The sequence below is a fragment of the Lelliottia jeotgali genome, assembly GCF_977070485.1.
In genome coordinates, this window is the sequence record NZ_CDRVFO010000016.1 from 101124 (window position 1) to 121599 (window position 20476).

Here is a 20476-nt window from a genome sequence, read left to right on the forward strand (position 1 = left end):
TAATTTTCCTATAGCGAGAATCCAATGCCAATCAAGCTAGATGCTATCGATCGCCGCATCTTGAGCGCCCTGCAGAGAGATGGTCGCTTACAAAATCAGGAGCTTGCCAAGCAGGTCGGGCTTTCTCCATCGCCGTGCCTGCGTAGGGTCCGCCTGCTGGAGGAATCTGGCGTGATTGAACGCTACGTGGCGCTGGTGGACCCGGCGAAAGTGGCGCTGGGGCTGACGTTGTTCGTCCGGGTTTGGCTCAAGCGCCAAGACCAGGCCACCACCGATGAGTTCGTCAACGCCGTGCGCCAGTTACCGCAAGTGGTGGAGTGCCACGTGATGGCAGGCGATTGTGATCTCATGCTTAGAGTAGTGGCAGCAGACCTGGAGGCTTATCGACGCTTCCAGATCGCTCATTTGACAAGCCTGGACGTGGTGCAAAATGTCAAAACCGAGGTTCCAATGGAAAAGATCAAGCTCACTACCGAACTGCCGGTGTAAGTTGTGGCCTCGATTTTATTACGGGCGTTTTGAGCCGATGCCGACAAGGTCCGCGAGCCACCGAAGCCGGCAGCCCGCGTTATTTGATAACGCGTTGGAAAGTAATTAACGCATAAGCCAGCCACCTGCCACATCCAGCACTTGGCCAGTGATAAATGCGCTATCTGGCGCACTCAGATAGCACGCCGCGTCGGCGACCTCACACGGCTGCCCCAGCCTGAGCAACGGCGTATCGGCGATCACTGCTTCATTGGCTGCGGAGGCAACCGTCTTCAACAGGGGGGTTTCGATGCGCCCAGGTGCCAGAGCATTGGCCGTGATGCCATAGGCACCGAGTTCTCCGGCCAGGTGTCGGGTAAAGCCAATGATGGCCGCCTTGGTAGCGCTGTAGTGTGCTGCGACCAAAGGTAGGTACGCACTGCCTGCCACCGAGGACATGTTTATGATGCGGCCGAAGCGTTGCTCGATCATCGAGGGCGAAAGCAAACGTGACAGGTTGAACGCGCCGTTCAGATTTACCGCAACCACCTGCTGCCATTCCGTTGGGCTCATCTGCCAGATCGGGGCAGGCTTGCCCTCATGCTTTGGGGAAATTCCCGCATTGTTGATGAGCGTATCCACGCGACCGATTTCCTCAGCCAGCAGCGCACAGGCATGCTGGCATTGTTCAAAGTCGCCAACATCTGCAGCTTGCCAGGCAACGTGGAAGCCCTGGGCGCGCAGTGCTTCGCCTTGTGCTTGCACGGCTTGCGGGTTGAGGTCGAGTAGCGCAACGCGGGCACCTTCTTCGCAATAGCGTTGTGCGATAGCCGCGCCGATACCGCTTGCCGCGCCTGAAACCAGAACATTTCTACCGCTGTGACGTCCTGCAATCATGGGTTTATCTCCAACATTATCTTGCCGATGTGACGACTGGTCTCCATCAGCGCATGAGCTTGTGCGGCCTGATATAGAGGGAAAGTAGAGTGGATAACCGGCAGGCAGAGACCGGAATCGAGCAGAGGCCAGACGTGGACCTGCAAAGCGTCGGCGATCGCCTCCTTCTCTGCTTTGGGTCGGGCGCGAAGTGTCGAGCCGGTAAACGTCAGGCGCTTGAGCATGATCGGCATGACGTTCAGGTCCACCTGGCTGCCTTCGAGGAAGGCGATTTGCACAAGCCGGCCTTCCACGGCCAGCGCATCGATATTTCGTTGCAGGTAGCTACCCCCGACCATATCGAGGATCAGGTTGACCCCCTTGCCTGCGGTTTCGGCGTCGACCACCTCGACGAAGTCTTCTTCGTGGTAGTTGATGACCCTGCTGGCGCCTGCGCTACGACAGGCCTGTAACTTGGCTGCGTTACCTGCCGTGGCGATAACGCGCGCACCAAAGTGATTGGCCAACTGGATGGCGGTCAGACCAATGCCGCTGGATCCACCATGTATCAGCACAGTTTCGCCTGGCTCCAGCCGACCGCGCTCAAACAGATTGGTCCACACGGTGAAATAGTTTTCCGGTAGCGCAGCTGCCTGCAACAGGGACAAACCAACGGGAACCGGCAGGCATTGCGCGGCCGGTGCACAACAGAACTCGGCATAACCGCCCCCTGGCGTGAGTGCACAGACGTACGTGCCAACCTGCACGTTCTGTAAGCCAGCGCCGACAGCCACGACTTCACCGGAGACTTCCAGGCCCAGGTAAGGTGAAGCATCAACAGGGGGCGGATAGCTGCCGGAGCGCTGCAAAATGTCCGGGCGATTCACGCCGGCATACGCAACCCGGATCAGCACTTCGTCAGCGGCCGGGGTCGGGATGTCAGCTTCGGTCAGATGCAGGCAAGCAGCACTGCCTCCCGGGCGATGTTCAATCAACAGCATCTTCTGCTTCATGGTTTGCCGCTCCTTCATAGCCCCAGGTACGCCCGCTTGACATGGGGGTTTTCCAGCAGTTCTTGCCCTGTGCCTGTCAGGGTGATGCTGCCGTTCTCCAGAACGTAGCCACGATGAGCGACACGCAGGGTATGGACGATGTTCTGCTCGACGATCAGTACCGTGGTACCCAGCGCGAGGATCTTGTCGATGATGCCGAACACCTGGGAGACCAGCAGCGGCGACAATCCCAGAGACGGCTCGTCGAAAATCAGCAATTTGGGATCGGACATCAGCCCGCGTGCGATGGCGACCATCTGTTGCTCACCTCCCGATAGTGAACCGGCATGTTGCTCTAATCGCTCACGTACTCGCGGGAACAGCTCCAGCACTTGTTCCAGGCGTTGCTTGACCGCAGGCCGAGCGGCCTTTTTATAGGCACCCATCAGCAAGTTGTCGCGTACGCTGATGAACGGGAACAACTGGCGCCCTTCGGGAATCAGCGTGACACCGGCAGCGACAATCTCGTCAGGGGCGCACCCGTCGAGGCGGCGGCCTTCGAATTCGACCGTGCCGAGAGAGGGGCGGATCAGGCCGCAGAGGCTGCGAAGTGTTGTGGTCTTGCCGGCTCCATTCGCGCCTACCAAGGTCACCACCTCACCCGCCTTGACCTCGAGAGAGACGCCGCGCAGGACCTCCGTATTGCCATAGCCAGCATGGATGTTTTCAAGCCGCAGCATGGTCGTACTCCTTGCCCAGATAAGCTTCGATGACTTGCGGATTGCTCACCACAGCTTGTGGTTCGCCATCCATCAGTACCGCGCCGGTACTGATCACCACGATGCGGTCGGACAAGGTCATGGTTGCCTGCATGATGTGCTCGATCATCAGCACACTGACCCCCGTGTCACGCACACGGCGGATGATCTCGATGGCCTTGCCGACATCGGTGGGGTTCAGGCCCGCCATGACTTCATCCAGCAGCAGCACGCGCGGGCGGGTGGCCAACGCACGGGCCATTTCGAGGCGTTTCATGCCGCCGACCGTGAGGTTGCGTGCACGGGTGTCGAGCAGTGGGCCAAGGTCGGTGAGGGCGGCAACCTCGGTGGCGATCTGCCGGGCTTCGACGGGGTCGCGGGTGTGCATGAATGCGCCGAGCATGATGTTCTCGCACACGCTCAGGTCAGCGAACGGCTGCACGATCTGGAACGTACGGCCAATGCCGGCCACGGCGAACTGCGCAGGGCTGGACGGCGTTACCCACTGACCGTCTGCCGTGCGTACCTTCACCTGGCCCGAGGAGGGCTGGATGAATCCCGAGAGTTGGTTGAACACGGTGGTCTTGCCGGCTCCGTTGGGGCCGATCACACCCACGATCTCACCCTCGTTGAGGGTCAGCGACACGTCGTTGGTCGCGTGCAACCCGCCGAAAAACTTGTGCAGGTTTTCCGCGACCAGAATCGCTTGGCCCGTATGCTTCGACGGCTGGGATACCGGGCGTGCTGCGGCTGGCGGCAGGGTGTTGGGCTTGCCGCCAGGTAGCCGGTCCACCCACGTACTGACCCTCTGCCCGAAGCGCCCTACCAGGCCTTGTGGAATTGTCAGGACAAACGCCACCAGAACCAGTCCATAGACAAGCCCGTGTACGCCGCTGCCGGCGTCGCCTAGCCAGCCACGTGCAAGCTCTGCCAGCGGCAACACGATTAGGGTGCCGATCAGAGGCCCCGACAAGGTCCCAAGGCCTCCGATCAGGGCGAACATGGCGATCTGGATGGACAGCTCCAGCGAGAACATGGCGCCAGGCTCGATGAAGGTCAGGTACATGGCGTGGAAGCTTCCGATCAGGCTGGTCAGCGCCGCAGACAACGCCACGGCGATCAGTTTGACCTTGACCGCGTTGACGCCCACGGCCTGGGCTGCGTCCTCGCGCTCGCGTACAGCGATCAGGTAATAGCCCAGACGCGAATGCTTGATTTTCCACGAAACCAGCAAGGTGATTGCAAGGAAACCGAATGCGATCAACAGGTAAGGCCAACGTGCGCGGAACAGCATCCACTCCGCCCCCAGCTTCAGAGGCACGGCCAGACCCGCAGCGCCGCCGGTGAGGTCATGCTGATTGATGACCAGCAGGCGCACTACCTCCAGTACAGCAATGGTCGCTAAGGCGAAGAAAGGCCCACGCAGACGGAAGCAGGGCCAGCTGATAACTACGGCCAGCACGGTGGACACGACCGCACCCACAAGCATGCCGAGCCACGGGCTCATGCCGAGGTGCAGCAGTAGGAGGGTGCTGACGTAGGCGCCGGTGCCATAGAACACCGCATGGCCCAGGGAAAGCTGGCCTGCGAAGCCACCGACGATGTTCCAGGCGCTGGCCAATGCTGCATAGCTGCAGATCAGGATGAACAGGTGGAAGACAAAGTTCGAGCCCGCCGAGAACGGGATGATCAGCAACAGCGACAGCGCTGCCAGGCTGAGGTAGATGCGCGGGTGAAGAAAGTTCATCGGTTAGCTCCTATTCTGAGCCACGCCCGGCACCGAACAGACCGGTGGGGCGGAAAATGAGAATCGCCAGGAAAATCAGGAAGTACACGACCTCCTTGAGGTCAGGGGCGATGTAATAGCCAGCCAGGCTGTCGACGACGCCGATCAGCAACGAACCAACCAAGGCACCGGAGAGGCTGCCAAGCCCACCTAGCACCACGATGACGAACGCGGTGAGGACGAAGAAGGTGCCGAAGGTCGGAAACACCGGGTACTGCGGCGCGATCATCGCCGCCGCCAGCCCCAGACAGGCGCAGCCCAGGCCAAAGGCGAAGATGTAGATGCGGTTTACGTTCACCCCCATGAGCAACGCGGCATTGCGGTGCTGTGCCGTGGCGCGCACGGCGCGCCCCAGGAAGGTGTTGTGCAGGAACCAGTGCAGGCCGCCGACCAGTGCTAGCGAAACCATGAACGTCAGTAACTGGCCGGTGTTAGCCCGCAGCGGGCCGACGGCCAAACTGCCGGCCCCCACACCGCTCGGATTGCTCACGGTGAGCACATCGGCACCGAATACCATCAGCGCAGCGTTCATCAGGGCGATCGACACCCCAACCGTGGCGAAGATCTGAATGTGCCCTTCGGCGGCCAATAGGGGTTGGATGATGAAGCGCTGCATGCCCGCGCCCAGCACAAACAGCAGCGCCACTGCAGGAATGACCGTGGCGTAGGGGTGCAGGCCGAAATGCACGTTCATCAGGTACACCGCGTACATGCCGATCATCAGGAACTCGCCATGGGCGAAGTTGACCACCCGGACGATGCCAAAAATCAGCGTCAGACCGATGCTGATGATGGCGAGCGTGCCACCCAGCAACACACCGTTCAGCAGAAGTTGCAGGAAGATATCCATGAAAGGTCCTCATGCGCAGGCGACGCGCCACAATCACGACGCGGGCCTGCGTACAGCGTGTGGGTCAGGGCTGGCTGGCCAGAGTGGCCTGGGCAACGGCGGCGGCTTGGGGATAGACGGTTTTAAGCACGCCCTGCTGCCACTGCATAATGGTGGTTTGTGCGCGCTCGTTCTGGCCATTGGCAGCGAACTTCGCACCGATGTTCGCTGCGGTCTGACCGATCGGAATGTCGATCGTCTTTACCGCTTCGCGGATGTCTTCGGCATCGAGCGATTTGGCGCTGGCCATGGCATCGAGGAATACCTTGGCGCCGACATAGTTGATCAGGCTGTGGCCTGAGCGCGGCTCGCCGCCGTAGCGTGCGCGATAGGCTTCGGCGAAGGCAGCGATGCCCGGTGCACCGGCCTCGTTGGTCTGGAACTGCGGGAAATCGACGTCCAGTACGCCTTCGATGTTCTGCGCGCCGACCACCTTGACGGTGTCCTGCATGGAATAGCCTCCACCGGCACCGATGATGGCCTTGGGTGCAAAGCCGGCTTCACGGATCTGTCGGAAGAACAGGGTGGTGTCGTTCTGGTAGGAGGTTTGCAACACAACATCGGCGCCAGCGCCTTTGAGGCGCAGGATAAGTGACGAAAGGTCGACGGCTTTGGCGGAGTAGGGCAGCACCTCCACCACTTGCAAGCCTTCCTTGGCCGCCAACTCTTTCTGGAAGTTGGCGATGGTCGTGCCGTACAGCGCGTCTTCATGAATGATCGCAATCTTCAGGCTCTTGGCATCAACCTTCAGTTGAGGAGCGACCAGTTGGGTGATGGCGGTGATGGTGCCTTCGGCGAAATTACGAGCGGTGGGGTTGCTGCGATAAACGTTTTGAAGCCCACGATCGGTGATGTTGTCGGCCACGGCTCCGAGCTCGAAATAAGGAATGCCGGCCAGCTCGGTCACTTGCGTGGCGGCGAAAGACAATGCCGAGGAGTAACTGCCGAACACCGCAGCGACGTTGTCGCTGGAGGTAAGCCGGCGAGCGGCGCTGACCGCTTGCGCGGCATCCACTGCATCGGCCTTGATCAGCTTGATTCGCTCACCGTTGAGGCCGCCAGCGGCATTGCGCTGCTCCACGGCCAATTCGACCCCGCGAAAACTCTCATCGCCCAGCAGTGCGAGGGCTCCGCTGAGTGGGTAGAGGGCACCTATTGGCACATCGGCATGTGCGGTGAGCGAGACTGACAGGGTAAGGGCAGCAAGGCCATTGATGGCCCAGGGCATGATTTTCATTGTGTTGCCTCCTGGTGTATCAGCCATGCCGCATGGATTTGAACCGGTTCAATTACAGGGTCAAAAAAAACGCCTGGCAAGGCGTGGGCTGCGTGGCTGTGGTCTTATTGTTGATTCAGGACGACTTTGTTCATAAATGAACCGGTTCATTTTTAAGTCTGGTGATACACTGCTGTCAAGCAGGAGTTACCACCACCATGACAAAAAACGACAAACCAAAACTGCGCGACGTGGCACGTCTGGCCGGCGTTTCACTGGGCAGTGCTTCTCGTGCCTTGTCCAACCCGGACCAGGTCAAACCAAGCACGCTTGCCAAGGTCGATGCGGCTGTACGGCAGCTGCAGTATGTGATGGACGGCGCTGCGCGAGCCCTCGCATTACGGCGTACCTTCAGTGTCGCTGCGATCTTCCCCACATTGAACAACCCGATCTACGCTGACTCGATCCAGGCGCTGCAGCAGCGGCTCAATACAAGTGGCTACCAACTGATCATTGCCTCGCACGAGTACGATCGTGAGCGAGAGCTTTCCAGTGTGCGTAACTTTATCGAAAGAGGTGTGGAAGGGATTTTCCTGGTGGGCACAGACCATGATCCTGCGGTGTTCGAACTGTTGCAGCGATCACAGCGCCCCTACGTCCTGATGTGGTCGGTGGATGATTGCCGTGAACACTGCGCGGTGGGCTTCAGCAATGTGCGGGGAGGCGAGTTGATCGCGGACCATGTGCTTGCGCTAGGCCACCGGGACGTTGCAATTCTCACCGGACAGCGCCAGTACAACGAGCGTGCCAGGTATCGAATCGAAGGGGTGCGTAAACGCTTTGCGCAGATGGGGCTCGATATTCCTGAAAACCGGATCATCGAACAGCCATTCAGCCTTGACGGCGGACGCGCCGGTTTCGAGCAGGTGTTTGCCATGCAACCGCGACCGACTGCGCTGGTTTGCACCACAGACCTGCTGGCGCTGGGGGCCTGCGAGCAAGCTAAACGTCGGGGAGTCTGCGTGCCGACGCAGATGACCATCACCGGCTTCGACGACATCAGTTTCAGCGCGATTGCATCGCCCTCATTGACCTCGATCAGGATCCCGATTTTCGAAATCGGGCAACTCAGCGCCGACATGATGATTGCGCAGGTCGAAGGTATCCAGATTGAGCGGGTTGTCGAACTGGACATTTCACTGGTCACGCGCGAAAGCAGCGCGAGTCCAAGTGTTGATCTGCCAAACCGTAAATAGCGCTTGAACTGAGGCACTCACCTTGGACAAAGAAAACTACGCGCAGATGCTTGCTTTTTTGTGGGCCTATGAGCATCGGAGCTTCTCGGCCGCTGCTCGGGCCAATGACCTGTCGCCATCAGCGATCAGCAAACTTGTCACTCGCTTGGAAGATCGCCTTTCAGTACGCCTGTTTCAGCGCGGGAGCCGAGCCTTGACGCTAACCGAGGAGGGGGCGGTCTACCTGACCAGTGCCCGTGCGGTCATGGACGCCATGGCGGAAGCCGACTCCCTCGCCGAGCTTTTTCCTGGCCGGCTAAGCGGAAGTTTGCGCATCCATACGATGGCGACGTTCGCCAAGCATCAGATCATACCTTGGCTGCCAGACTTCCTGGCTGATCATCCGGATCTCTCGGTGACCATCGAGGTGGGCGCGCAGTATGTTGATCAGTTCGATCACGGCCTGGATGTTGCCATTCACAGTGGTGTATTGCCTGATTCATCGCGCGTTGCCAGACGTATTGGTGAGGCCCAATGGATTACCTGCGCCGCTCCTTCCTACCTGGAGAAGCGTAGTCGGCCGCAAACGCCTGCCGACCTGCTCGAACACGATTGCTTCCACTTCGCGTTCAACAGCCCCTGGAACATCTGGAGCTACGAGCACGCTGGCGAGACAACGATCGTTCCCATCAAGCCCCGTTCGACATTCACACAAGGGGACTTGCTGCGCTCGCTCGCGTTGAATGGTGGCGGCATTGTTCGACTCGCCGATTTCCATATCGGTGAGGACCTGAGAGCCGGGCGATTGCTGCCGGTGCTGGAGTCTTATCAAAGCCGCATCGCGCAGCCGATTTATCTGATCTACCCAAACCGCAAGAATGTCAGTCCCCGTATCAGGGCCTTTATCAAGGCGATGGAGCAGCATATCGCGCTGAATCCCTGGACGATCCAGCCTCCAGCAAAGGCGAAGCGTTAACAAAAAAGGGGGAGAACCCTGCCTGTCAAACTTGCGGTCCTGTGAACTCAGGGAAAACCCCCTTTGCCGTGGAGTCACAACTCGCCTGCGACCTGTTCGATTAAGGTGTCGTCAGTGCCCCGGATAGCATTTCGTAGCTGCCGGACGCGACTGTCCAGACACTCTGTCAATCGGAATAGGCTATGAACAAGAACTACATTGCTGGCCAGTGGGTCGAGGGTGCGAGTATCAATCGCAATATCAACCCATCGGATATCACCGATATCGTCGGCGAATACGCTAGGGCCGATACCCGCCAGGCTGAGCTGGCCGTAGAGGCTGCGCATGATGCGCAACCCACCTGGGCCCGGATGAGCGCTGAACAGCGTGGCGATGCCTTAGACCGGATCGGCTCCGAGATACTCGCACGCAAAGAAGAACTCGGCTTGCTGCTTTCACGGGAGGAGGGCAAGACGCTAGTAGAGGGCGTCGGCGAGGTGGTCCGCGCCGGCAGGGTGTTCAAGTTTTTCGCGGGCGAAGCTCTGCGTCTGTCGGGCGAACGCCTCGCAAATATTCGTCCGGATGTCGAAGCCGAAGTACGGCGCGAGCCTGAAGGCGTAGTGGGCATCATCACTCCTTGGAATTTCCCCATTGCCATCCCCGCCTGGAAAATTGCGCCGGCATTGGCATATGGCAATGCGGTGGTGTTCAAACCGGCAGACCTGGTACCCGCTAGCGCCTGGGCCCTTGCGGAGATCATAAGCCGCGCAGGTCAGCTCCCGGCAGGTGTTTTCAACCTGGTCATGGGCCCAGGCTCCCAGGTTGGCAATGTGTTCGCCAAGCATCCCAAGGTCAGGGCGTTGTCGTTCACCGGGTCAACCCAGACTGGGCGTTCCATCGGCCTCGAATGTATGGCGCGGGGTGCCAAGGTTCAGCTTGAGATGGGCGGTAAGAATCCACTGGTAGTGCTCAACGATGCCAGCCTCGAGCAGGCTGTCGAAGTGGCGGTGCAAGGCGCGTTTTTCTCGACAGGCCAGCGTTGTACTGCCTCAAGTCGCTTCATCGTCGAAGACGCCATTCATGATCGTTTCGTAGCTGCTGTCGTCGAGCGGCTGGCGATGCTGAATATCGACAACGCCACCAAAGCAGGTACGGACATTGGTCCCGTCGTCTGCGAAAGCCAACTGCAGCAGGACTGCGATTACATCGATATTGCCACCCGCGAGGGCGGGCGTCTGGTTTTCGGTGGCGAACTTGTAGTGCGAGCAACTCAGGGCTACTACCTGAACCCGGCACTGATCGTCGACACCGAAAATCATATGCGGATCAACCGCGAGGAAGTGTTCGGGCCAGTCGCCAGTGTGGTTCGCGCCCGGGATTACGATGATGCCCTGCGCCTGGCCAACGATACCGAGTTCGGCTTGTCGTCCGGCATTTGCACCACTTCGCTCAAGCACGCCAGCGACTTCAAGGCACGCTCCACGGCCGGCATGGTGATGGTCAATGTGCCAACGGCGGGGGTCGATTACAACGCTCCTTTCGGCGGGCGCAAAGGCTCCAGCTATGGTGCACGGGAGCAAGGCCCGTTCGCCCGTGAGTTCTATACCGCCATCAAGACCACCTATACACAGGCCTGAGCTCCATGCGCGAACCATCGAATACTCAAAAAATCACCGGAAATACACGGCTCTTTGCCATCGTCGCCGACCCCATTGTGCATGTGAAAACACCAGAAGACATGAACGCACTCATGCGGTCCTGGGGGCATGACAGGGTGATGGTGCCCATTCATGTCGACGAGACTCAGCTTGCTACCGCGGTCGATGGCCTGCGGGCCCTGCAGAATCTGGACGGGTTTGTGGTCACGGTCCCACACAAGAGCGCCATCGTACCGTTGTGCGACAGCTTGTCACCGGCGGCTCGCCAAGTGGGCGCGGTAAATGTCGTACGTCGGGATGCCGAAGGGCGGCTGCATGGTGACATCCTCGACGGAGTCGGGTTTGTCGCCGGCCTGCGCAACGCGGCGATCGAGCCTGCCGGCAAGACGGTTTATCTCGCTGGGGCCGGTGGCGCCGCGCAAGCGATCGCCTTTGCCCTGGCTGAGGCCGGCGTGGCACTGCTGACAATTGCCAACCGCACCGAGGCCAAAGCACAGCAACTGGTGACCCGCCTCGCGGGATTTTTCCCAGATGTATCTTTCAAGCTGGGGGGCAGGGACCCTTCTGGGCACGACCTGGTGGTGAACGCTACCTCGATGGGACTGCGCGATAGCGATGATTATCCGTGCGAGGTTCAGCGCCTGACCCCGGAGCAAACCGTGGCGGAAATCATCATGCAGCCTGAACATACCCCCTTGCTGGTTGCGGCTGCCGAGCGCGGCTGTCGGGTCCATCCGGGGCGGCCAATGCTGCAGTCCCAGATCGCGCTCATGGCCGCGGCGATGGGAGCAACCCATGAATAACTACGACTATGTCATCGTCGGTGGCGGCACCGCCGGTTGCATCCTGGCCAACCGCCTGACTGCATCAGGCAAACACAGTGTGCTGGTGCTGGAAGCAGGCGGGGAGCCCAATGGCCGTTGGATCCCGATTCCGGCTGGGTTCAGCAAACTGATGGTGGACAAACGTTTCAACTGGGACTTCAAGACCAAACCTGAAGCCGGCACCTACAATCGTGAAATCGCTGTGCCCCGCGGGCGAGGCCTGGGTGGTTCGACGTTGATCAATGGCATGATCTACGTGCGCGGCCAACCAGGCGACTATGACGCATGGGCAGAATCAGGCGCCAAGGGTTGGAACTTCGAAACACTCAAACCTTACTTCAGAAAGATCGAGAATTATGCATCGGGGGATGAGACGCGTGGGCACCAGGGCCCCATGCACATCCACCAGGTCAGCGAGCGTTTCACGCTGTCCACCGCTTTCCTGGAAGCAGCTGCGCAGGATGGTCATCCTCACAATGCTGACTACAACGGCCGGGATCAGACCGGTTTTGGCTACTACCAAGTGGCGCAAAAAGATGGGCGGCGCTGGAGTGTAGTCGACGGCTACCTCAAACCGGCCAGGTCACGGGCAAATCTGCACATCGTCCTCCATTCGCATGTACTGCGGGTCGACGTGCAGGGGAAACGCTGCACGGGCGTAACCTATGTACACAATGGTGAGCAAGTCAGCATCAAAGCCAATGCTGAAGTCATTCTTTGCGCCGGTGCCATCCAGTCTCCGCAGTTGCTGGAATTGTCCGGCATTGGCCAGCCGCAGGTGCTGCTCGCCGCTGGTGTACCACTCAAGCACGAGCTACGCGGGGTCGGGGAGAACTACATCGACCACTTTGCTACCCGCATGAACTGGCGCATGAAGAACGTCGTGACCTTGAATGAGCTGGCACGTGGCTGGCGGCTGGGGCTGGCAGTGACCGAATACTTTACCCGGCGAACCGGCATCCTGACGCTGGGAACCGGCCTGGTGCATGGGTTCATCAAGACCGACCCAGGCTTGCCTACGCCGGATATCCAGTATTTCTTCGTGCACGCCAGCTATGCCAATGCTGCGAATCGGATATTGGACAAGCATCCTGGCATGACCATCGGGGTCAGCCAACTGCGGCCCAAGTCGATTGGTTCGGTGCATATTGAAAGCAGTGACCGAAACGCGATGCCGGCCATTCGTCCCAACATGCTGGCTGCAGACGAAGACCAGCGCTGTATTGTCGAGGGCATGAAGATCGCGCGTCGGATCGTCATGCAGCCAGCCATGGCCCGCTTCGTCGAGGAGGAAACCAGCCCTGGGCTGCAGGCGCAGTCAGATGAACAATGGCTGGAGTTTGCCCGCAAGACAGGGCAGACCATCTACCACCCTCTGGGCACCTGTCGGATGGGCGAAGACGCAAGCGCAGTCGTCGACTCGCGACTTAGGGTGCATGGCTTGCAGGGGCTGCGAGTGGTCGACGCCTCGGTGATGCCTTCCATGGTTTCAGGGAATATCCAGGGCGCGGTAATGGCTGTGGCGGAGCGGGCGGCGGATCTGATCCTTGAGGACTATCTGCCCTAGTTCCCGTGCCAAATGGCAGGCGTAACGCAAGGAGCCTGCCAAGTTGCCGTGCCGCACAGGCAAAGCGGGTTTGCTCTGGGCAGCGATGCTCTGTGCATGCCTGTCGGCATAAGCTTGAACACACTCGTTTCCACGCACCAGGCGTGCTGAGTGAGAGGTTCATGCACCCTCGTGCATGAGCGGGCCAGGAAGCCAATAAATAACAATAATCAAATATCGGAGCTTTCTAATGGAACTTCGCAGCGACCCTCAATCCGCTGTTGGCCTTTCTACAAAAAAAATACAGGGCGCCGGCGCTGTCTCCTGGGGCGCGATGCTGCTGCTCTGGCTGGTGTATGCGCTGGACGCCAATTCACGGCACCTGTTTTTCATGGTGTTGCCTTCAATCACCAGCGAGTTCAAAACCAGCGCTGAAATGGCCGGGTTACTGGCGGCGGTCATCACCATCTCGACATCGTTGCTCGCTGTGCCACTGATGGTATGGGTGGATAAAGGTGGTCATGGCTGGCGGCGCAAATATCGGCATTTGCCTATCGTATTCGCCTATACGCTGTTCACGTTCCTGACGGGCTTCAACTTCCTCACCGCTTCATTGGGCGTGCTGGTGTGCTTGCAGATCCTTTCCCATGCTTTTGGCGGGGTGGGCGAGGCCGTGGAGGTCACCTCCCTGGCCGAGTGGTGGTCCAAGGAGCGTCGCGGCTTCGCGCTCGGTCTTCACCACACGGGTTACCCGTGGGGCACGTTGATTGGTGGTGTGGCGATCAGTGCGCTATTGAACGCCTACGGCCCGGAAAACTGGCGCTATGCGTTCTTGCTGTTCCCGATTCCCATGATCATCGTATTCACCTTGTACTGGAAGTTCAGCACGGCAGCGCGCTATCGAAAATTTACGGCGCATGTCGCCGCCGTTGGTGAAACCGCACCGAGTCTGAGCGATACACCTGCAATCCCGCAAAAAGGTGTGCTTAAGGACGTCCTGCGAAACCCCAATATCAGCGTCATTGCCCTGATCTCGATGTTCGCAATAGTCGGCTACTTCGGCATCAGCTTCTGGTTGCCGCAATACCTCGCGTTCGTTGCGCATTACAACTTTGCCCAAGCCGCAGCGTACTCTGTGCTCTTCACTATCACGGGTGGGATCGGCCAGATCCTGTGGGGATGGCTATCGGATCGAATCGGTCGAAAGTTGAGCCTGGTGATCGTCTTTCTCTGGCTGGGCGTGGGCATGTATCTGTTCCGCTATACCTCGGTCAGCCTCGGGTGGCTGATCGGCGTGCAGTTGTTTGCCGGTTTCGCCATGAATGCGCCCTACACCTTGCTGTATGCGATCGCATTCGACTCAGCCAAACCCGGCACGACTGGCTTGGCAGGCTCGGTGGTTAACGCAGGCATTTACGCGGGTGGTTTCGGCCCGCTGCTGATTGGTTTGTTCATTGGGGCCGGAGGCGGTTTCGAGCAGTCCGCAGGTTATCACCTTGCCCTGGTGTTCATCTCAGCGCTGATGTTCGTGGCGGCACTGTTGACGGCACTGTTCACCCGGGAAACGGCGGGTTGGTTCAAGCGTTATGACCGGTCGCTGGTCAGCCGCAGCGCGTGCAACATGAGTTGAGACGCTCCCTATTCTGATTGATGGTCACAACAACAAACGAGAACAATCATGTCCGATAAAAAAGTACCTCACGTACGTGAACTGCTTAAAGACGCTCCGCGCAATTGGGGTAAGTGGGGCGCTGACGATGAAGTCGGCTGTCTGAACTACCTCACTGCCAAGGAAGCCTTGGAGGGTGTCAGCCAAGTCCGGCAGGGGAAGACCTTTACCCTGCAGGTTCGTATTGGCGATGAGAAGGGCGATCCGGTTTGGCCAGGACGTACTCCGGCGCGGCGTATGAACATCATGGATCGCGGGCACTACAACTGTGGAAAAGGACCGCATTTCCCAGGTTGCTACGAGTATGCTGACGATGTGATGTTTTTCCATCTGCAGGGCTCAACGCAATATGACGCCCTTGGCCACGTGTGGTACGACGATCAGATCTGGAACGGCTACGATGCAGACACCACCATCGGCGGGCTGGCGAAGGCCAGCGTCGCACCGATTGGGGAAAAGGGCGTCGTGGGGCGTGGGATTCTCATCGACATGGCGCGCTTTCGCGACAAGCAGGTGTTGGCACCAGGGGAAACCTTCAATCACGAGGATTTGATGAACGCCGCTGCCGCTCAAGGCGTCAAGATCCAGAAACGCGACATTCTGCTCATTCGTACAGGATGGATCGGTTCGTTCTACTATCGCGACAGCGAAGAGTTCTACAAAGACTTCATCGAACCGGGACTGACCTATAGCCCGGAGCTTGTGCAATGGTTCCAGGACATGGAAATTCCCAACATCGTGACTGACACCATTGCCAACGAAGTAACCGTCGACCCGGTTTCCGGCGTCGCGTTGCCACTGCATAACGCATTGATGCGTAATCTTGGTATTACCCTGACAGAGATTGCGCAGTTGGATCCGCTTGCCGCCGACTGTGCCGAAGATGGGCAATGGACTTTCTTGTACACCGCTGCGCCGCTGAAGGTAGTAGGGGGGACTGGCGCACCGGTCAATCCGATCGTAATCAAGTAGCCTGCGTTGGGGCGCCATAATGGCGCCCTCGCGCTAGAGTCATCTATGCGCAGAACGCAATGCTGAGTGCGACTCGCGCGGGGTTAACGCCGTGCGTCGCCTCTGTCAGCATCACTTCCAGAGCTAACCTTTTGGGAGAATGCAATGAAACTTGCGATTGAAATCACTTCTGACTTTATCTGCCCCTGGTGCTTCGTGGCAGAGCGGCGACTGGCAAAGGCCCTGGCATCGCTTCCCGAAGACGTTGAAGCAGACATTCGCTGGATTCCTTTCGAGCTGAACCCCGATATGCCTGAGCAAGGGATGGATCGTCGCACCTATCGAACCAACAAGTTCGGCAGTTGGGCGCGTAGCCAAGCCATGGATGCGCAGACCGCCGAGGCCGCACAAGCTGATGGCATCGCATTTGACTACGCGGCCATCGAGCGCACACCCAATACCTTCCTCGCGCACCGCCTCATGCGCCTGGCCTCGAGTAGAAAAATCTCTAGCATGCTTGCCGGTGCGATCTTCTCGGCGTACTTCGAACAGGGGCGCGATATCACCGATGTCCAGGTGCTGCTCGAAATCGCCGCGGTCAATGGGCTCGAGCGTGACGAAGCCGCAGCGTATCTAGCCAGTGAGGCTGTGGCCGATGAGGTTCGTATCGAAGAATCTGCGGCGCGAGTCAAGGGCATATGCAGCGTTCCCCAGATCGATATTGGCGGGCAATTGGTAAGTGGTGCGCAGTCAGTCGAGACATTCAAGCTTGCCCTGCGTCGCGCCATTGATACGTGTGGAGGCATTACTTTTGGCGGACGCTCACACTGATGCCGATCGAACGCTGTATGCAGTAGCGTATGGATCTAGGAAGGGCGCCAGCCTCTATTGCCGGCAGCTTTCGCCTGAGCAACCTCATCTTCAAAGTGCTCTACAGCTTTTTCGAGGTGCAGTAACGCCAGCGGAGCTGCTTGCTTCTGCTGTACGGGGTGTATTGCCCGGATGCCCTTCAGCAACTGCCTGAGCTTGAGGGCTTTGCTGGGGTCGGGGAAGCCGTTGCTTTGGTGCCAGTTCGCGAGCGCAGCCAGCCGTTGCTTCAGTGTACTCAGTGCTAGCTGGTCCGCGTACTCCGCGATGTAGCGCACGACGGACTCAGTGGTAGTGGGCAGGAAGCCGCCCCAAGTGACTTCGAAGTGGGAGCGCGCGGCCGCATAGCTTTTCGACGTGTTCTGACGAACGCTCGCCTCTACGTGCACCTTTCGGGCGAGATGCAACCATTCTGTGATCTCCAATCGAGCTCCGATTGCGCGCTCATTTACTTTACAGCGCCGGGGGATGGCTGTCGCTGCAGGATTGCGCGCAGCCATAGGCCAGCGGACTGGTATTTATGACTATATCGACGCTGGCTTCGGCATTGGGGTTCTCAGATAGGCGGCTCCATTGAACCTGCTACCTTCTGGCGCCCTCGGGGACGCAACCCGCTGGCCAGCACGTCCGGAAGGCGCTACCGGCCGGCGAGATCAGCGATCTATTCTTCGGGGGAACAGTTGCTTCTCCAGCTCCGCTGAAACCGTGTAAGCCTTATCCGATGATTTTTTCATGGTCTCGCTGACCGCCAACACGGCTAACAGCCGAAACACGGCGAGATACAAGTCGGTCTTGGGATGATCGGTGAGAGAATCGTTATCGACTCGGGCCGTGCTTCCAGGCGCGGTCCAATTCATGTCCTCTCTCCATACCCGACGTTGATTCTTGTCCATTTGCCCTACGTGATCGGCCAGCGCGAACTCCATATGCTCGATATTATGGGCAAGCCTATTGCGAAGGGTTGAGAAGCGCTGAATGAACCCGAACTGCAGTCCGAGGTCCCTGGCCATTCGCACTTTACCCGCGTTGCTATCGGAGAGCGGCAAGTGTTTTAAAACATGGTGCAGTGCCGGATCGGTATGAGCAACTAACAGTTGGGTAACCGCCGCTTCGACCAAAGTATGCAGTTTGATCACCAACGTCCAGTCGGACTCCCCCAGCACGGCAGTTACCTGGTCGAGCCGAAGCTGGGCCAGGTCGAAGGTCTCGGCGATGGCGTCGCGTCCCAGTTCTATTATCTGTTCCATGTGCAGCGGCATTGTCGACTCTCCTTAGAATTCACCGCAAACTATACCAGCGTGAGCAGAGCAAAGTGTGCCGGGTTCAGTTCGAAAACCTGTCGTGACCACGACAGGCGCTGACTGCGACAGAATACGACGAACTCTCGCTTCAACTGCTGGGGCTGTTAACAGTAGCGTGGTTCGAAGTATTCAGTCCTATGTTAAGCTCGTGGTAAGTATCAGGACTGATCACGCTTAATACCGCTGACCTCAAAACTGGCAGCGCGCCTATAGGGCGCCTCGATTGACGCAATGTAAAACTGGGAGCTGTGCTGCGAATGAATCGGATTTTTAACTGGGCAAACAAATGGCTGAACAACTTGGAGAAACCTTGGTCAAGTACCTGGCGCTATACTTCGGCAGCGGTTGGGCTGTCACTGTTAGCCAGCTTAGTCAGCATCTTTCTCATCTGGTTCACCACCACGCCATTCTTCGATATTCGCAAATTCTTTGCACTGGCCTGGCAGCAGATTGTCATTTTTCGTGTAAGCCTCATGCTGGGCTTGATCGGCCTGGTCATCGTGTGGGGGATTTTCAAACGAAACACGTCTACTACGATCACCTGTGCGCTATTGATCAAGCTTATAACCGGGTCCTACATGACTGCGTTACTGACCTCGGCAATCTCGAGCTTTATCGTTGAGCACTTCGAGTGGGGTGCCTGGACCGATGCATTACCATGGGCTTCGGTATACCCAAGCATTGCGTTGCCCTTCACGGTCTTCCTTTGGGGGGGGACCTGGTGGGCGGTCCTGTACTTGCGCAAACACGTCAAAGCGCAGGCGGCGCTTGCGGACCGTGAACACGTTGATGTCTACGACAAGCTTGGGGGCTGGTTTCAGCGGCGAATTGATAAGCGCGCGCGTCTTGCTGCAACCGAACGTTAATCTGTGGGCCTGCTGCGCTTCGCTGCCTTGCGGGGTCGTTGAGGCGCGGCTTCTCGCCCGCTGCTGCGTCCGTCACGGCAATATCCAAGAGGAGCAAGTCTGAGGCATCCGGACGGCGTGCTTCAGAATAGAACTCAACCGTAACGGCCTGATAACCTCAATAGTTACGGGCCGTGCCCAGGGCCTGAGCACCAGCCACAAGGGCACCGAACTAGAGGGCTGACGTTTTATCGTGCGGTCGTCTGTTGGCCAGCGAGTCGTCAGTCACCCCTGCAAGGATCGGCTGAGCCTGGCCATTATCTTAATTTAATGAATTTATGATGCTTCAAGGATTTGCGCATTTCCTTTGCCAGCCCATCAACCAACTGCTGCGCATGCTGCTTTACTAATGACAACCCAGCACCTTTGGCCACAAACAGCAGGGACGTGACATCGTTTTCCCTGCCGCAGTGCGCGCACACCACAAAGCCGCCGGGCGCAGGCGTATAGCCGGTATGAGGCAAGGCAAATTCGTAGGAGCGGCAGAACACACACCGCAATCCAATCGACTTTTTGAAACTCTCCATCGCTACATCAGCCCAGGTAGTGAGCCTGCCAAGCCACCGACAATCGCGCCGACTAGCGGATGCTCGAGAAAGGCCGACAAGCGGCCTTTGGCTTCCGCTTTTTCCTCATCCGTTGCCTCGGATTCATCAATTTTTTGCAGCAGTTGAGTGAAGACGGTATGAACATTCTGCACATTGTGATTACCGACCTGCGCCGGTCCGTGAACATTCAATGTCGCGATTTGCATGCTGGCTCCCAGTTCATAAGCACGGTTCTTGCCATGTTTTACCGAAATAGCCCGGCTTTGTCCTTCTTCGGTCAAGGCTATACGTTGAAAACCCTGCATGCTCTTTTTCAGAAGCGAGCGCGAGTGGCAGATGTTAATTACCCGGAAGAGATGTTCTTCTGTCCAATTGAATCGCTCATCCACCGCCGCGCGGTCTGTGGCCCCTTCCGCAAAGGAAAAAAAGACCGTGTTAATGGTTTCACCCAGACTTTCCATGTCGTCGTTGACATACGTAAGCAACGCATCGATATCTGATTGTAGTTGTTCTGCATCCATATCAGCCTCGGTCATCCTGGTTCGAGAGAAAACGCAACGTCAGTGGTTTTTGACATCCGGTCGGCCTTCAATGCAGCTCAAACCATCGGCCAGCGTTGCAGTCACATCGCCATCATACTAGCTCGACGGCGCTTGTCGAACGAAGCAAACAGGCACTGATGAGTCGCCAGAGCAAGGCTGCGGTTGTTGACGCACTCAGGTGCGAGATCGCCAGCAGTGGTGAGCGTAGTACGCCCGGCCAGGCTCCCCATCGCCAGTTGGCCGCTGAGGATTTGTAGTCTCAATCGGCGCCATCTTCTCCACTGGGCAGCGCGGGGCAGGCTCCTCCCGGTTGAAGCCGAAGGTTGTCTGCGCTCAGCTCTGTAGGCATTGGCCTGCTCCTTCTGCGCATCGCGGTGGGGCGCCCTTTACGACTTGATCCCGGCAGCCGACATTCGGTGCGTATGCGGTCTCTGATTGCGAATGGCTGTGCTCACGGCGCGAGAACTCTTCCTGCAGCGCGCTTATGCGG

At 58.4% G+C, this 20476-nt stretch carries 20 protein-coding genes; 10 read left to right on the forward strand and 10 right to left on the reverse strand.

The features are described from left to right. The first annotated feature begins 24 nt into the window (after window positions 1-24). Entirely contained in the window at window positions 25-489 is a 465-nt protein-coding gene (locus tag ACW4TB_RS21595) for a winged helix-turn-helix transcriptional regulator (RefSeq protein ID WP_438308540.1), read from the forward strand. 105 nt (window positions 490-594) lie between these two features. Here ACW4TB_RS21595 and ACW4TB_RS21600 read toward each other — a convergent pair whose 3' ends face one another. The 6 genes from ACW4TB_RS21600 to ACW4TB_RS21625 form a co-directional block, all read right to left on the reverse strand. Then, on the reverse strand, window positions 595-1365 hold the full coding sequence (locus tag ACW4TB_RS21600; RefSeq protein ID WP_438308542.1) for a 3-oxoacyl-ACP reductase FabG: 771 nt from the start codon (window positions 1363-1365) through the stop codon (window positions 595-597). Next, entirely contained in the window at window positions 1362-2375 is a 1014-nt protein-coding gene (locus ACW4TB_RS21605) for an NAD(P)H-quinone oxidoreductase (protein WP_455843072.1), read from the reverse strand. Before ACW4TB_RS21605 ends, ACW4TB_RS21600 begins: the two co-directional genes overlap by 4 nt. After that, window positions 2372-3076 (reverse strand): ABC transporter ATP-binding protein, encoded by a 705-nt coding sequence (locus ACW4TB_RS21610; RefSeq protein WP_009684901.1) that lies wholly within the window; start codon window positions 3074-3076, stop codon window positions 2372-2374. The genes ACW4TB_RS21605 and ACW4TB_RS21610 overlap by 4 nt, the downstream gene beginning before the upstream one ends. Continuing rightward, window positions 3063-4841: a branched-chain amino acid ABC transporter ATP-binding protein/permease gene (locus ACW4TB_RS21615; RefSeq protein WP_455828520.1), complete on the reverse strand. Its 1779-nt coding sequence runs from the start codon at window positions 4839-4841 to the stop codon at window positions 3063-3065. Before ACW4TB_RS21615 ends, ACW4TB_RS21610 begins: the two co-directional genes overlap by 14 nt. A gap of 10 nt (window positions 4842-4851) precedes the next feature. Beyond that, window positions 4852-5730 carry a branched-chain amino acid ABC transporter permease gene (locus tag ACW4TB_RS21620; RefSeq protein ID WP_009684903.1) on the reverse strand — a complete coding sequence of 293 codons (879 nt, stop codon included), beginning with the start codon at window positions 5728-5730 and terminating at the stop codon, window positions 4852-4854. 64 nt (window positions 5731-5794) lie between these two features. Continuing rightward, the gene (locus tag ACW4TB_RS21625) at window positions 5795-7006 is read right to left on the reverse strand and encodes an ABC transporter substrate-binding protein (RefSeq protein ID WP_438308545.1); all 1212 of its coding nucleotides are present in this window, start codon (window positions 7004-7006) and stop codon (window positions 5795-5797) included. A gap of 197 nt (window positions 7007-7203) precedes the next feature. Here ACW4TB_RS21625 and ACW4TB_RS21630 point away from each other — a divergent pair, with 197 nt between their 5' ends. The 8 genes from ACW4TB_RS21630 (at window position 7204) to ACW4TB_RS21665 (ending at window position 16654) form a co-directional block, all read left to right on the forward strand. Further along, a complete protein-coding gene (locus tag ACW4TB_RS21630; RefSeq protein ID WP_016486890.1) occupies window positions 7204-8241 on the forward strand; it encodes a LacI family DNA-binding transcriptional regulator in 1038 nt (345 codons plus the stop codon). Window positions 8242-8263: 22 nt separating this feature from the next. Beyond that, a complete protein-coding gene (locus ACW4TB_RS21635; RefSeq protein ID WP_455843073.1) occupies window positions 8264-9196 on the forward strand; it encodes a LysR family transcriptional regulator in 933 nt (310 codons plus the stop codon). Window positions 9197-9378: 182 nt separating this feature from the next. Further along, window positions 9379-10812, forward strand: coding sequence for an aldehyde dehydrogenase family protein (locus ACW4TB_RS21640; RefSeq protein WP_455828521.1), 1434 nt, complete (start codon window positions 9379-9381; stop codon window positions 10810-10812). 5 nt (window positions 10813-10817) lie between these two features. After that, window positions 10818-11636: a shikimate dehydrogenase family protein gene (locus tag ACW4TB_RS21645; protein ID WP_016486891.1), complete on the forward strand. Its 819-nt coding sequence runs from the start codon at window positions 10818-10820 to the stop codon at window positions 11634-11636. Continuing rightward, window positions 11629-13224, forward strand: a complete 1596-nt coding sequence (locus ACW4TB_RS21650; RefSeq protein WP_455828522.1) for a GMC family oxidoreductase — start codon at window positions 11629-11631, stop codon at window positions 13222-13224. Before ACW4TB_RS21645 ends, ACW4TB_RS21650 begins: the two co-directional genes overlap by 8 nt. A gap of 229 nt (window positions 13225-13453) precedes the next feature. Further along, entirely contained in the window at window positions 13454-14833 is a 1380-nt protein-coding gene (locus ACW4TB_RS21655; protein ID WP_052960499.1) for an MFS transporter, read from the forward strand. A 48-nt stretch (window positions 14834-14881) separates the two neighbouring features. After that, window positions 14882-15844: a cyclase family protein gene (locus ACW4TB_RS21660; RefSeq protein ID WP_016486894.1), complete on the forward strand. Its 963-nt coding sequence runs from the start codon at window positions 14882-14884 to the stop codon at window positions 15842-15844. A 144-nt stretch (window positions 15845-15988) separates the two neighbouring features. Further along, a complete protein-coding gene (locus ACW4TB_RS21665; protein ID WP_438308546.1) occupies window positions 15989-16654 on the forward strand; it encodes a DsbA family protein in 666 nt (221 codons plus the stop codon). Window positions 16655-16689: 35 nt separating this feature from the next. Here the strand turns inward: ACW4TB_RS21665 and ACW4TB_RS21670 are convergent, their stop codons facing one another. Together ACW4TB_RS21670 and ACW4TB_RS21675 are read right to left on the reverse strand one after the other, a co-directional pair. Further along, window positions 16690-17115, reverse strand: a complete 426-nt coding sequence (locus ACW4TB_RS21670; protein ID WP_455828524.1) for a hypothetical protein — start codon at window positions 17113-17115, stop codon at window positions 16690-16692. Between the two features lie 228 nt (window positions 17116-17343). Continuing rightward, on the reverse strand, window positions 17344-17949 hold the full coding sequence (locus tag ACW4TB_RS21675) for a hypothetical protein (RefSeq protein ID WP_455828525.1): 606 nt from the start codon (window positions 17947-17949) through the stop codon (window positions 17344-17346). A 299-nt stretch (window positions 17950-18248) separates the two neighbouring features. Between ACW4TB_RS21675 and ACW4TB_RS21680 the strand changes: the two genes are divergently transcribed. After that, entirely contained in the window at window positions 18249-18857 is a 609-nt protein-coding gene (locus ACW4TB_RS21680) for a hypothetical protein (protein ID WP_455828526.1), read from the forward strand. Between the two features lie 296 nt (window positions 18858-19153). Here ACW4TB_RS21680 and ACW4TB_RS21685 read toward each other — a convergent pair whose 3' ends face one another. Together ACW4TB_RS21685 and ACW4TB_RS21690 are read right to left on the reverse strand one after the other, a co-directional pair. Next, window positions 19154-19423 carry a hypothetical protein gene (locus ACW4TB_RS21685; protein ID WP_438308552.1) on the reverse strand — a complete coding sequence of 90 codons (270 nt, stop codon included), beginning with the start codon at window positions 19421-19423 and terminating at the stop codon, window positions 19154-19156. A 2-nt stretch (window positions 19424-19425) separates the two neighbouring features. Continuing rightward, window positions 19426-19980, reverse strand: coding sequence for a hypothetical protein (locus ACW4TB_RS21690; RefSeq protein WP_455828528.1), 555 nt, complete (start codon window positions 19978-19980; stop codon window positions 19426-19428). Window positions 19981-20476 lie beyond the last annotated feature (496 nt).